Source organism: Geminocystis sp. M7585_C2015_104, assembly GCA_015295805.1.
Taxonomy (GTDB): domain Bacteria; phylum Cyanobacteriota; class Cyanobacteriia; order Cyanobacteriales; family Cyanobacteriaceae; genus DVEF01.
The window spans coordinates 1-13,529 of record DVEF01000058.1; the positions used below are offsets into that span (position 1 = coordinate 1).

General features: G+C 45.0%; 10 protein-coding genes. 3 read left to right on the forward strand and 7 right to left on the reverse strand.

Annotated features, from left to right (window positions below):
* Positions 1 to 660: 660 nt before the first annotated feature.
* Positions 661 to 1,119: a 50S ribosomal protein L9 gene (rplI, locus tag IGQ44_06680; GenBank protein HIK37655.1), complete on the forward strand. Its 459-nt coding sequence runs from the start codon at positions 661 to 663 to the stop codon at positions 1,117 to 1,119.
* Positions 1,120 to 1,228: 109 nt separating this feature from the next.
* On the opposite strand, the gene IGQ44_06685 is transcribed toward rplI, so the two are convergent.
* Positions 1,229 to 2,671: an ATP-dependent DNA helicase RecQ gene (locus IGQ44_06685; protein ID HIK37656.1), complete on the reverse strand. Its 1,443-nt coding sequence runs from the start codon at positions 2,669 to 2,671 to the stop codon at positions 1,229 to 1,231.
* A gap of 518 nt (positions 2,672 to 3,189) precedes the next feature.
* Here IGQ44_06685 and IGQ44_06690 point away from each other — a divergent pair.
* The gene (locus tag IGQ44_06690; protein HIK37657.1) at positions 3,190 to 4,206 is read left to right on the forward strand and encodes a type I glyceraldehyde-3-phosphate dehydrogenase; all 1,017 of its coding nucleotides are present in this window, start codon (positions 3,190 to 3,192) and stop codon (positions 4,204 to 4,206) included.
* A gap of 60 nt (positions 4,207 to 4,266) precedes the next feature.
* Here IGQ44_06690 and IGQ44_06695 read toward each other — a convergent pair whose 3' ends face one another.
* Complete coding sequence (locus tag IGQ44_06695) at positions 4,267 to 5,607, reverse strand: (Fe-S)-binding protein (GenBank protein ID HIK37658.1); 1,341 nt, start codon at positions 5,605 to 5,607, stop codon at positions 4,267 to 4,269.
* Between the two features lie 465 nt (positions 5,608 to 6,072).
* On the opposite strand from IGQ44_06695, the gene crtD reads away from it, so the two are divergent.
* Positions 6,073 to 7,578, forward strand: a complete 1,506-nt coding sequence (gene crtD, locus IGQ44_06700; GenBank protein HIK37659.1) for a C-3',4' desaturase CrtD — start codon at positions 6,073 to 6,075, stop codon at positions 7,576 to 7,578.
* 794 nt (positions 7,579 to 8,372) lie between these two features.
* On the opposite strand, the gene IGQ44_06705 is transcribed toward crtD, so the two are convergent.
* The 5 genes from IGQ44_06705 to IGQ44_06725 all read right to left on the reverse strand — a co-directional run bounded on the left by IGQ44_06705 (position 8,373) and on the right by IGQ44_06725 (position 13,445).
* Positions 8,373 to 8,594: a hypothetical protein gene (locus IGQ44_06705; GenBank protein ID HIK37660.1), complete on the reverse strand. Its 222-nt coding sequence runs from the start codon at positions 8,592 to 8,594 to the stop codon at positions 8,373 to 8,375.
* Positions 8,595 to 9,741: 1,147 nt separating this feature from the next.
* Positions 9,742 to 10,137, reverse strand: coding sequence for an NUDIX hydrolase (locus IGQ44_06710; GenBank protein ID HIK37661.1), 396 nt, complete (start codon positions 10,135 to 10,137; stop codon positions 9,742 to 9,744).
* A 197-nt stretch (positions 10,138 to 10,334) separates the two neighbouring features.
* Complete coding sequence (locus tag IGQ44_06715) at positions 10,335 to 10,736, reverse strand: F0F1 ATP synthase subunit epsilon (protein HIK37662.1); 402 nt, start codon at positions 10,734 to 10,736, stop codon at positions 10,335 to 10,337.
* 71 nt (positions 10,737 to 10,807) lie between these two features.
* Positions 10,808 to 12,256, reverse strand: coding sequence for a F0F1 ATP synthase subunit beta (gene atpD, locus IGQ44_06720; GenBank protein HIK37663.1), 1,449 nt, complete (start codon positions 12,254 to 12,256; stop codon positions 10,808 to 10,810).
* A 100-nt stretch (positions 12,257 to 12,356) separates the two neighbouring features.
* Positions 12,357 to 13,445 carry a class I SAM-dependent methyltransferase gene (locus IGQ44_06725; GenBank protein HIK37664.1) on the reverse strand — a complete coding sequence of 363 codons (1,089 nt, stop codon included), beginning with the start codon at positions 13,443 to 13,445 and terminating at the stop codon, positions 12,357 to 12,359.
* Positions 13,446 to 13,529: the final 84 nt, after the last annotated feature.

The window sequence follows — 13,529 nt, forward strand, 5'->3', positions numbered from 1 at the left end:
CCACCCACCCACTCACTGGCAACTCCCATCCAAAGAGAAAAATCCCGTCAAACAGGCATTAGCCTTGGCAATCAGTTTCTAGACTCCCAGAAAAACTATCATCCCCATTAATACCATCAAATCAACAACCACGGTTACACTCCTTAGGGAAGCAACACTCCCCTGTTAGATTTCTAATACCGCATCCTTACACTCCCCTCTCTCCCCGAGACGGCCCCTTGACAATTAAGAGGACTCTGTGCTAGGATAGGGCAGCGGCGGGCGAAGGGGATTTCGAGAGGCTAGTGCTGCGCATTTTTTATATGCAAATTTATAGCAAAATAAAGGGTATAGTAGCGGGATATTATTTATAATGATTAAGAATAAAGGAGGGCTTTGGCGGCCATAGGGAGGAGTAGGAGCCGACGGTATAGATGAGAATTAAATTCAATTATTGGATTAGAGGAGAAACAAGGGGAGCTTCGGAGAGGGCCGTAAAGGGGGAGGAGGAAAAAATTCAAGAAATGCAAAAAGAAAAAGAAAAAAGCAAACTTCCCCCATTGTACCCCAAACCCCATACCCTATTACCCCCACCAATTTGGTATAATTGCAAATTGTCACAAAAAAGGCCAGTTAAAAATAGGCAAGTCTATCTCTCACTCGCAAAAAAAAGAGGTAATCATGGCTAAGAAAATACAGGTTTTGTTGAATAAGGATGTGGAAAAGCTGGGGAAAAAGGGGGATTTGGTGTATGTAGCTCCTGGTTATGCTCGTAACTACTTAGTACCACAAGGTTTCGCTACCGTAGCCACTGAAAGTGTATTACGTCAGGTAGCCCATTGGAGGGAAAAAGAAAGACAACGTCAACAAGCTATCCTGGAAGAAGCTAAATCTCGCAAGGTAGCCCTACAAACCATCAACAATTTTGTCATCCGTAAACAGGTAGGGGAAAAAGAAGCCATATTCGGCACAGTTACCACTCAAGATGTGGCAGACGTTATTAAAGCTAATGCTGGTTTTGAAGTAGAACGTTACAATATAACCGTACCCGAAATTAAAAAACTTGGCAGGTATCCCGTCACCGTTAAATTGCATCCTGAAGTCACTGCCGAGATCACCATAGAAGTCGCGCCCCTTTAATTTAAACTTATACTTGTTAAACTTATTTTACTCTTTCTTTATTAAGTGCCCCCTACTCCCCACACCCTATCCCCTACCCCCCACATCCTATCCCCCACTCCCTCAATGCCTATTTTCTAAGACAATTATCGCACCGGCCACACCTAAACTTTCCTGATGACAAGAATCCAAACTCCTCCAGCAAAAAACCCCAACGACACTCCTTGGTATTGAGGTATTCCACTGTCCTTTCTAGCTGTTTTTCCTGTTTTCTTCTCGCCCCCTCAATGGCACTATGGGGGTTTTTCAAAGTCAGTTGGTAGTGAAAAGGATCTAACCACTTCAACTGTCCACTAGAATAGAGAATGGAAAGACACAATTGCCCTTCCCTGTCCAATTTAGAAACTTCCCCAGTCTCCGACAGTCTGGCGATTATCTCTTTTGTCTTCTGGTAAAGTGAATACTGTCTTGTTAGGAAATAATTTCGCAGTTGTTTGTCTTCCGGATACAACCAACCGCTAGACTCACACCTCAAGGCAACTGCTTCTGTTGGCAACCCGTCTCTCCCCCCCCTGCCAATCTCTTGCATGTACTCCGACAATAACAAGGGAAAATGATAGTGGAAAACCCAACGTATATTTGCCTTGTTAATACCCATTCCAAAAGCCGAAGTGGCTACTACGAATTTTACTTTTTCCTCCAGCCAATCCCCCTCTATTTCCCTTCTTCTACTGGCAGATAAACCCCCATGGTAGCCGTGACAGCTATACCCCATCTCCGTTAAAAATCCTGCTAAATTCTCACTCTCCCCACGAGTCCTCACATAAATTAAACCACAATCATTTCCCTTTTTCTGAAGATATTTTACTAATCTATTTCTTCTTCCCCTTGCCGTCCAAACCGTGTCAATCTTTATCCTTATGTTCTCACGATAAGGACTCACCAGAAACTTTTGCGGTGATGACAAATGCAAGCACTCTATAATAACCCTTTGAGTCTGCCCATCAGCAGTAGCAGTAAAACAGGCAATGGGGAAGGGAGAATAATGGTATTTTCCCCTCAAAGCATCCCGAATAGTCCCCAAACGGAAATAGCTTGGCCGAAAATTCTCCCCCCATTGTGCTAAACAATGGGCTTCGTCTACTATTAGGCCACTAATCCTAGTCCCACAAGAAGTTATAATCCCCCATACAGGTTTAGAAAAAATAGTCTCCGGCGACACATAAAATAATTTTAATTGGCCATTGGCAAGTCGTTTCAGAGTATACTCCCTCTCCCCCTTACACATCTCGTTATGTATTCTGCCGGCTGGCACACCCAGTTGATTTAGTTGCGATATTTGATTTTCCACTAATGCCAGTAAGGGAGAAACCACTATCGTCAACCCCTCTTGAATTATCGCCGGCAACTGAAAACAGAGAGACTTTCCCCCTCCCGTTGGCATCACCACCAAGCAATCCTTCCCCCCTAAGATACTCTCTATTACCTCTTGTTGTGGGTAACGAAACCCCTGATATCCCCAATATCTTCTCAAAGTCTCTTTCAGTTTTCCCCCCTTCACACCATCCCCCATTTGACTTTCCCCCTTTTTCCACATACTTTCAGTCCCAGCCTATCATTATAAAATCTTACAATCAACACCCCGCTCCCCACTTACACCCCACCTATATCCCCCTTGACAATCTCTCCTTTTTTATGTTAGCATGAGGGGGACTAAGGGGCATGAACAGGGGGCGGTAGGTGGAGAGACTACCAAGACACTCGGACAGCGCCTATTGTTAATGACATAGAAATGCAACAAAGGAAGGAGAAAGGAGGAGAGAGCGAACGAGTAAAACCAGAGGTTGAAGGTAAAAAGGAGGAGTGTAATAGAAGTTATTCTCAATAAAACGGGTAGGGAGAAAGGAGAAGGGGGTAGGCGGACAGAAAAAAACCAGAAGGGCATATGGTTATAAGGGAGTAGAAAGAAAAGAAAGAAAAATCCGAAAAAAAATTTAAGGGGGGGGTATTGAAAGAGGCAAACTTTACGATATGATTAGGGTCATTAGAAAATTGTAGTGAATAGAGTTTATTAAAAAAGAGGGAAAAACAGTGATTAGAGTAGCTATTAACGGGTTTGGACGTATCGGCCGAAACTTTTTACGTTGCTGGTTGGGACGTGAAAAGACAAATATAGACGTGGTGGGGATAAATGACACATCAGACCCCCATACTAACGCACATCTGCTAAAATACGACTCCATGTTGGGAACCCTAAACGCAGATGTAAAGGCCGATGACAATTCTATCACCGTAAACGGAAAAACCATTAAGTGCTTCTCAGATCGCAACCCCCTCAACTTACCCTGGAAAGACTGGGGAGTAGACCTGGTAATAGAGTCCACAGGGGTTTTTGTAGACGAAGAAGGCGCCTCTAAACACCTGGTAGCCGGCGCTAAAAAAGTCCTCATCACCGCCCCCGGCAAGGGCGCAAATATTGGTACTTACGTAGTAGGGGTGAACGACAAGGAATACGAACACGACAAACACCAAATTATAAGCAACGCTAGCTGTACTACGAACTGTTTGGCGCCCATAGTAAAAGTACTACATGAGCACTTCGGGATTGTAAAGGGCACAATGACCACCACCCACAGTTATACTGGAGACCAAAGGTTATTGGATGCCAGCCACAGAGACTTACGTCGGGCTCGTGCCGCCGCTATGAACATTGTGCCCACCAGCACCGGCGCCGCTAAGGCAGTGGCCCTAGTAATCCCAGAATTGAAGGGCAAATTAAACGGCATAGCCTTCCGCGTGCCCACCCCTAACGTTTCCGTGGTAGACCTAGTGGTACAGGTAGAAAAAAGCACTATCGCCGAACAAGTTAACCAGGTCCTCAAAGAAGCCGCTGAAGGCGAATTAAAGGGCATTCTGGCCTACAGTGAGTTGCCGCTAGTCTCCTGTGACTACCGCGGCACAAACGTATCTTCCATCGTTGACGCCAGTCTCACTATGGTGATGATGGGAGATATGGTAAAAGTCGTTGCCTGGTATGACAACGAATGGGGCTACTCTCAAAGGGTTTTAGACTTGGCAGAAATCGTCGCCTCTAAGTGGAAAGAATAACAACTAACACTGGTGGGGTGGTTTTTGCCACCCACTCCATACCTCATTAATCCCCCTCAATTAAATAATAACTTCACCCCTCAAGGCCCAGTCCAACAACTCAATGGGGTGGAATACCTTTACCCCCCTCCCTTCTATTCTAAGATGCTTTCCTATCTGCAAGGCACAACCCGGATTGGGCGAAGCAATAATCTCAGCACCAGTATTTAATAGATTACCCACCTTCTGTTGCCCTAACTCCTCCGCTACAGTCGGTTGCAGCATATTATATACCCCCGCACTCCCACAACACAAAGCAGCATCCACAGGCTCTTCTAGTACCACATTTGGTATTTTCCGCAACAAATCCCTCGGTTGAAGGCTAATCCTCTGTCCATGTAGCAGATGGCAAGCATCCTGGTAGACTACCTTCACCGGTTTATCACTTATAGGCCGTAACGACAAATCAAAACCTATCTCCACCAAAAATTCATGTATATCCCTAACCTTGGTTACAAATCCTTTAGCCCTCTCCTTGTAATCCGGATCCTCCCTTAGAATGTGATCGTACTCCTTTAGAGTGTGACCACAACCGGCCGCATTTATTATAACATAATCCACCTCAGCCTCCTCAAAAGCATCAATCATCTGACGCGCAAGACTTTGAGCTTTTAATTCTTCCCCCTGGTGTGCCAATAAGGCACCACAACACCCCTGATTAGCCGGTATCACCACCTCACACCCATTAGCCGCCAACACTCTTATGGTAGCCTCATTAACATTACTAAAGAATAACCTTTGGACACACCCCAAAATTACCCCCACCCGATAACGTTTTTCCCCCTGAGCCGGTATTATGTAAGGATATTTCCTGTAAAGAGAAGAAAGCCTTATCCTCGGCAATATTGACTCCATGGATGCCAGACGAGGGAAAAATCCCAAAACCCCACTCCCGCGCACTATTGCCTGTAAGCCAGACACCTGATACAACCACAACAACGGCAGTAGTAACCCCAGTCTTCTCGGATAGGGAAACAAAAAAAAGATAAAACCACGTATTAACCTATCCCACCAATTGCGCTTATAATTCCTCACTATTTGAGGACGCATTGCCCCAATCAACCTATCATACTCCACACCAGAAGGGCAGGTAGTCACACACGCCAAACAACCTAAACAGGTGTCAAAGTGACTAGTCGTCGTCTCATCTATCCCCGCTTCCCCCCTATGGATGGCATTCATCAGGTAAATCCTACCTCTCGGAGAATCCATCTCCTTCCCTATCACCCTGTAACTCGGGCAAGTCGACAAACAAAACCCACAATGCACACACTTGTCTATTATCTGTTGCGCCGGCGGATTCTTCCCGTCAAACCCTGATTTTAATTTTTCCCCTGTCTTATTTTCCATATTAATTGACATTTCTCAATTGATTATCCGTTTATTATAGCATTTTATTAATCCTCCCCTGCCACCCCTGTCCCCCTAACACCCCTTGACAACTCCTCCTTCCCTATGTTAGTATAGGGACATGGGTGAGAATGGGGGGTAGTTGAAAAGACTACCAAGAGACTTGGGCTGCAAAAGATTTAATTGAGTATAATAATCAACAAAGCAGTAGAAAGAAGAGAAATCCCCCCAAAAATAACCTGGTCGTTAACCCTATCATGAGGGGTGGAAGGGCTAAAAATATTTCCAAAAAAAAAGCAAGGCAAAAGGCGGGTGTCTCCCGGCCATTGTTACGAGAAAAAATGGCGCTGTCAAGGAGAAAAAAGTCAAAGGGAAGAAAAAAAGTAAGGGAGAAAAATGGGATGGAAGGAGTCAGTGGAAAGACTATAGAAGGGCTATATATAATAGAAGGCCGGTGACATAGGAAAAGCCAGTGTTATGACAAAAAAAGCAAAGGTGGTAGTAGTAGGCGCGGGAATAGGAGGATTGACAGCAGGGGCACTTTTAGCCCGTTATGGTTATGATGTGGTAGTCTATGAACAGGCAACGGTGCCAGGAGGATGTGCCTCTAGCTTTAAAAGAAAAGGCTTTGTATTCGACGTGGGGGCAACCCAGGTAGCAGGCTTGGAAGAAGAAGGAATACACTATCGCATCTTCCGAGAACTAGAAGTTGAATTACCAGAAGCTACAGAATGTGAACCGGCCTGTGCGGTATTTCTGCCTGGAGAGAAAACACCGATTATGGTGTGGCGCAACCCGGAAAAATGGAAAAGGGAAAGACAGATGCAATTTCCTAATAGTGAGCCTTTTTGGCGTTTAATAGAAGTGTTATTCAAGGCAAGTTGGGAGTTCCAATCCCGTGACCCCATTTTACCACCACGCACCCTTTGGGATCTGACTCAGTTGTTAAAAGCCTTCCGTTTAGATACCCTCTACACAGTGCCCTTTACCCTCATGACAGTGGCAGATGCCCTCTTTTTGTTGGGATTAGCAGGGGATAAGCGTCTCAAAACCTTTCTCGATTTACAACTCAAATTATACTCCCAAGTGGATGCCTCCCAGACTGCCCTCCTGTATGGTGCTACCGCTTTATCCCTCCCCCAATACCCCCAGGGATTATATCATCTAAAAGGCAGTATGCAGGTGTTGAGTGACCGTCTGCAGGAGGGATTGGAAAAACATGGGGGGAAACTGTGTCTACGCCACCGAGTCAAAAAAATCCACAGTGACGGCAAGAGGGCCACAGGAGTAACAGTGCAAAACCTGAAAACGGGAGAAGTCCATCGGCAACATGCTGACTATGTGATAGCTAATGTAACGGTTAATAACCTGGTGACCATGACAGAAAATCTCCCCCCTTCCTACTGTCGCCGCGTGGAAAATTTACCGCCAGCTAGTGGTGCCTTTGTAGTCTATCTGGGAGTGAAGCAGGAGGCCATTCCCAATAACTGCCCATTACACCTCCAGTTTTTGTATGAAGAAGGGGAAATAGCAGAAGTCAATTCCCTATTTGTGTCGGTTAGCCAACCAGGTGACGGTAGGGCCCCACAAGGTAAAGCCACCATTACCGCCTCCTCCTTCACCAACGTAGACAAGTGGTGGAATCTCTCCCCTCTTGACTATAATGCCCTAAAACAAGACTACACCCACAAGGCAATATCCCGCCTGGCAGAGTATTTTAATCTCACCGAAGACACCATCATTCTCCAAGAAAGCGCCACCCCCGTCACCTTTTATCGGTATACTGGCAGAGAAAAAGGCATAGTAGGAGGTGTGGGACAAAGAGTTACTACCTTTGGCCCCTTTGCTATCCCCAACCGCACACCCCTGAAAAATCTATGGCTAGTAGGGGATTCTACTCATCCAGGGGAAGGCACAGCCGGCGTCAGCTATTCCGCACTCACCGCCGTCAGACAACTTCTTCATGCCTCTCACAACATCTAGGAATTCCTAACAGTTTTTAATACTTAATAACGCACCCTCTGAGACCGCAATAGCGGTAGACTATAGGGCAGTAGACCATGTAGTAGTACAAGCTACAAGGCAACATCATTAGAGCAAATGGCTTAAGGATAGATTGGGTTACAAAAGATAGTCATAAGGGTAGCCAGAAAGCAATCAAGAATAATACCAACTACAAAGTTCATCGGCAACTATCATTAAAATTGTCTTCACAACACATATTGTTATTACATATCAAACATCGGATAAAGACAAAAAAATAACCCTATGGCCACCCCCATATCAACACGTTAACAATTCAAACACTATAGTATACCAGTGTAGTGAACCAAGACAACAGGATAGAAGACTGACAGACTTGATTGTTTAACAAACAAACTGCTTGTTGGAGAGTATGGGTGCAATCACACGGAAACTAGGGAGAAGTGTTGAGATATCTATCCTCCCTGACAGACATTCATTACAATACGACAACTAAAAGATATATGAATTTCTTGTATATAAATTTTAAATTAGTGACTGCCAAAGACGTGATCCTCCCAGTGAAATAACAACCACCAAAGTGCCCTCCGAACTGGGAGAGTCTTCTCTCCTGTCGTGTTGTGTGTTGAAGAGAAAGTCAAAGCCACTGACAACCAACTCCCATTATAACACCAAAAGTAACATTAAAACTAATATTGGATTCAAAACACCACTGCATCCCCCACTCAACAGGCTTATGGCGACAGATTTATGGTGTCATGTCAATCGCCACAGACACTCATTTTCCAAAATGCCTATTCGCAGAAGACTATCATGGATGAATCATCCACCCTCTCCCACAACAACCACAAACCCTTTTGAAAGCAAAAACCTAGTCCCTCAAAATCCATATAACAGTCACTCACCACAAACATATAATTCAACCCTATCCCCACTACAAGCCAATTCCCTATGGGCAGCAGCATAAAGGGCACGGGGTTATAATCATAGGCCCTTTCATTGCTTTGTTCTACCATTTTAGTTGCAAATAAAGTTCAATAATTTCCCATACCTTCAAACTCCCCCTCCCCCCTCTAATTCTGAACCTCGGACAAAAAGAAGTAGAACTGGGGATTAATGTAAATTGATTTAAGCCAAATTCAACATAAAACCAATAGAAAAAAATAATTTTTAACCCCTTTTCCCCTTAATAGTAAAACCCTCAATACTAAAATAGCCAATAATCTCCATGGCGTTAAACATAAAATACCCCCGAGGTGCAATATAAATTTATCCAGATAACCCTCAAAGGAACAAATCCAGAAGCTCTCCCCTCTTCAACAAAAAAGCGGATTCTATAATTCCCAACTCAGTTTTTTTGCCTTCTATATGTTTCAGAAAGCACAATCAAAAACAGCAATGCTCCAGGAATAAATCTCCGGCACATGCCAGCATTATACCATACAACAGCTCTAGTTTTATATAGAATATTCTGGTCAGTTTTTCTGACTTTGCCATGTGGACCCCGTCGCCACGATTCTTTATACAAAGTATGTTTTCATTTTCCCTATATTCTCCCAATTGCCACATCTCTTTTATTTTTTAAATCCAGTCATTTTCCGTTTTAAATACCTAAAATCCTTGGCTGCTTTACCAATCACCCAAAAATCTGGAGGCAATAGATGTATAAAAGCACTGAAAACAGACGATATTCTCTTCCGGCCACCTAAATACCTTACTAGGGTTAAATAAGATAATGAATAGGGAATAGCATTAGTTTTGGCCCTTGGGGTAATGGAGAAATTAGTATCAATTAAGTTTACAAAATATTCAGGGGTATTTTTTCTATTGTCAAAGGATAGAGTATTTACAGATAAGAAGATGACAGAGAAAAGCTTTTTAGAGGCAGTTTTGGCCCTTGGGAATGTCTTCAAAAAAGGCCCGAATCAAGGGGTTTAGCCTGTTCAAATGGAGGCAACTAGGGTAAAAGCTCCTTGACAATTTCCCCTTTTTTTGTTACAATGGGCAATAAGGAGGGAAAAAAAGGCGCCGGGGCTGCGGGGGCACGGCGAGGAGGACGGTAGGTGAAGAGACTACCAAAACAGCGGTGCTGCGGATTTTTAAAATAAAAAGGATTAGCAATAGAAGGGGAGTTAAAAAAAGTACTAGTTATCAATAAAACCCCTAAGCTATGGTAGTCTTGTGAGAAAGATAATCCTGTAGCTGACGGTCGTGATCATGGGCAAGACTGCCAAGAGGCAAATCCTCCCTGGAAAAAGACTTGACCTGTAGAACCTCATGGGTATCTATTGGCTGTAATCTACCTTTAGCCTCAACTTCCACCAAAACGGAAATGGAATGCAAACGGGGATCACGATAGGGAGAAGAATAAACACCCACTAGACGTCCAATTCTCACCAAGTCCAAGCCGGTTTCTTCCTTCAACTCGCGACGAATAGTGGTGGGAATGTCCTCCCCCCAGTCTACCATTCCACCCGGCAAACTCCACTTACCACAATCACGACGAAAAACAAGCACTATCCTGCCATCGGGAAGTTTTGGCACTATAGTCACCCCCATCACCGGGTGACGAAAAATAACTCCTAAGACTGTAAAAAGAAACTTAAGTCGATGCCACACCACTAGAAATGTCTCTCCACTATCGGGAGGCTAGCTCGATTGTAACAAAAGAAAGAGGGAATATGGGGATGTTTACCTCCTGGCAAATCCCCTCCCCACAATCCCCACGGCAGAATTTTATTGCAATAAACACCTAACTAACTGGCCGCCTGGAATCTAGCCCTTGCCTTTTTCAATCTCTGGGTGGCCTTAATTCTGGCACGACGATCGCCGCTAGCCACCGCCTCGTCAAAGGCTTTTTGAGCCTCCTGATACTCCGCCTCGGCCTCTTCTCTGTTGATATTATCCCCTAACTCCGCATCGTTGACCAACACCTTGACTTCGTTGTTTTCCACCTCGGCAAAACCGCCCATGACGGCAATATTCTTCCATTCCCTGTCAGGACGAATACGCATCACCCCAATGTCAAGGCTGGTCAACAAGGGGGCGTGATTGGTCAAAATGCCCAACTGTCCCGTACTACTGGGCAGAATCACCTCTTGTGCTTCCTTCTCCCAGACAATCTTGTCAGGAGTAATTACTCTCACCATTAAGGCCATAGTATTTCACGCAATTTCAGAAAATTTCGGAAAATTACCCCCCCTTGGGGGCGGTATTATATGTGTGGGTCCTAGCCCTTCAGTTTCTCAGCCTTGGCAATGGCCTCATCAATGGTCCCTACCATGTAAAAGGCTTGTTCTGGCAAATCGTCCAATTCCCCCGATAGAATACGTTTAAAACCCTTGATAGTCTCTTCCAGGGGAACATACTTGCCAGGAGTGCCAGTAAACACCTCGGCCACGAAGAAGGGTTGAGACAGGAAACGTTCAATCTTACGGGCACGATCTACTATGAGACGGTCTTCTTCAGACAACTCGTCCAACCCCAAAATGGCAATAATATCTTGTAGTTCTTTATAGCGTTGCAGTGTTGCCTGAACGGCTCGGGCAGTGTTGTAGTGCTCCTCCCCGACGATGTGAGGCTGCAACATGGTGCTGGTAGAGGCCAGGGGGTCTACGGCAGGATAAATCCCTTTGGCCGCCAAGCTACGAGAAAGTACAGTTGTACCATCCAAGTGGGCAAAGGTAGTGGCGGGAGCAGGATCGGTTAAGTCGTCCGCGGGCACATATACCGCCTGGATAGAGGTGATGGAGCCCTCTTTAGTTGATGTAATCCGTTCTTGTAAATCCCCCATCTCAGTGCCCAGAGTAGGCTGATAACCCACCGCAGAGGGCATTCTCCCCAAAAGAGCAGATACCTCAGAACCAGCCTGGACGAAACGGAATATATTATCAATGAACAGCAACACGTCTTGTTTATTCACATCCCGGAAGTATTCCGCCATGGTGAGGGCAGAGAGGCCCACACGCATCCTGGCCCCGGGAGGTTCATTCATCTGTCCGTACACCAGGGCAATCTTGGAGTTTTCGGGGTTTTCCGGATCGATGACCCCAGATTCGATCATCTCATTGTACAAATCGTTGCCCTCACGGGTTCGTTCACCAACACCACCAAATACAGATACCCCACCGTGTTGAATGGCAATGTTATTGATCAACTCCATCATGATGACAGTCTTACCCACTCCGGCACCCCCGAACAGACCAATTTTGCCCCCCTTACGATAGGGAGTCAACAAGTCAATAACCTTGATGCCAGTTTCAAATATAGTGGGCTTAGTATCCAACTCGGTGAGGGGTGGCGCTTTGCGGTGAATAGGGGCAGTAATACTGTAGTCCACATCCCCCTTGTTGTCTACCGGTTCACCCAAAACATTGAAAATACGTCCCAAAGTTGCCTTTCCCACCGGCACACGAATAGGAGATCCTGTATCTACAATCTCCATCCCCCTTACCAGGCCGTCGGTACTACTCATTGCTACAGAGCGTACCTGGTTATCCCCAAGTATTTGTTGTACTTCACAGGTTACAGCTACCTTTTGACCCGCTGGGTTTACTGCCTCCACACGCAAGGCATTGTAAATACGGGGTATATGGCCACTGGGAAACTCTGCGTCTACTACTGGCCCGATTATTTGGGTAATTCTACCTACGTTTGTCCTTTCCTGTGTTGCTACCATGCTGACTTACTGTTTTTTTAACCTAACGAAACTAACTTATCACCTAGCGGAACTAATTAAAAGCCACTTTCAAGATTATCATGGACTGGGGCAATTTTTACTACCCCCTCTTAGTAGCAATCCAATATTTGCTCAGCCCGTACACTTTTTCTTGAATGTTGACAAAACCAGCCTCCAGTAACCGGTTTTGGAAATCGTCCCTTATGTAGTCATTATAGAAGGGCTCATGGAACAGGGTGGAGAAGTTATGCATTACTGCTTCCAGCTGGGGGGAGTCAGACAACTGAATGGAGTCGGCAATTACTAATATTCCCCCTGTTTGCAATACTCTATGACACTCGTTAATTACTCTCTGTCTGACGGGATTAGGCAATTCATGGAACAAAAATACAGTTGTCACCCCATGGAAATAATTGTCTCGATAGGGCAAATTTTCGGCATTCCCTTCTATTAGTTGAGGAAGTTGTGTGGGGGAAAGTCGGGATAGCATGTCATTAGCCTTACGCAGATAAAAGGCAGACAGGTCAATGCCATACAGTTCAGCCTCCGGGAAAGCATAGCGTAGAAATTTGAGGGTTCTCCCAGTACCACAGGCTACATCTAGAATACGAGGGCGGGGGAGGGTGTATAGTACTTGTTTGAGGGGTTTTAACACACGACGACGCATGCCGTCTGCTATGCCATTAAAGAGAATATCCACCTGTAAGTCGTAGAGGTTGGCGGAATGTTCACTTAAGTACCCATCACTTTGATAATGAAAATTGCGGCGGTAATAAGCAGGGTATTTATCCGTAGTTATTCCGGGAGGCAAATCCTGGAAGTTGCCCAGTCTGACTCTTTGCCAGGTGCGGGGGTAGTCCAACCAGATTCCTATATAGGCTTGGAGGAATTCCCACCAATCGGCCTCGAATAACAGGCTTACAGGGTAAACCCCCTCCATGGCATCTTTCCAGTCTTCCTCAATTACCTGTTCAACCCTCTGTTGTAGGATTCGCCATGCCTCCTCGGATACTTGTTTCAGGGGGAGATGGTGAGGAAATAATCGTTGTCTTAATTCGCTACTCAGGTTTTTGTGGGCTAAACTTAATCCAGCCTTAATTTTCTGCCATCCTTGATAAAGATTTTTTAATATTTCTTCACCTACCAGTTTTTCCCAGTTGAAACTATTGAAACTAACAATGGACTCCATAGTCTCATTCCCCTTAAACTTATGTATCATTTTATGAAAAATTGTAAACAATGATTAATAAGGTGGGGATGAGGAAAAGGGAGA

What these genes read in the sequence shown, in the direction of transcription:
- rplI (HIK37655.1), top strand. Translation starts at nt 661, where the DNA reads ATGGCTAAGAAAATACAGGTTTTGTTGAATAAGGATGTGGAAAAGCTG.
- IGQ44_06685 (HIK37656.1), bottom strand. Translation starts at nt 2,671, where the DNA reads ATGGGGGATGGTGTGAAGGGGGGAAAACTGAAAGAGACTTTGAGAAGA.
- IGQ44_06695 (HIK37658.1), bottom strand. Translation starts at nt 5,607, where the DNA reads ATGTCAATTAATATGGAAAATAAGACAGGGGAAAAATTAAAATCAGGG.
- crtD (HIK37659.1), top strand. Translation starts at nt 6,073, where the DNA reads ATGACAAAAAAAGCAAAGGTGGTAGTAGTAGGCGCGGGAATAGGAGGA.
- IGQ44_06705 (HIK37660.1), bottom strand. Translation starts at nt 8,594, where the DNA reads ATGGTAGAACAAAGCAATGAAAGGGCCTATGATTATAACCCCGTGCCC.
- IGQ44_06710 (HIK37661.1), bottom strand. Translation starts at nt 10,137, where the DNA reads ATGGGGGTGACTATAGTGCCAAAACTTCCCGATGGCAGGATAGTGCTT.
- IGQ44_06715 (HIK37662.1), bottom strand. Translation starts at nt 10,736, where the DNA reads ATGGCCTTAATGGTGAGAGTAATTACTCCTGACAAGATTGTCTGGGAG.
- atpD (HIK37663.1), bottom strand. Translation starts at nt 12,256, where the DNA reads ATGGTAGCAACACAGGAAAGGACAAACGTAGGTAGAATTACCCAAATA.
- IGQ44_06725 (HIK37664.1), bottom strand. Translation starts at nt 13,445, where the DNA reads ATGGAGTCCATTGTTAGTTTCAATAGTTTCAACTGGGAAAAACTGGTA.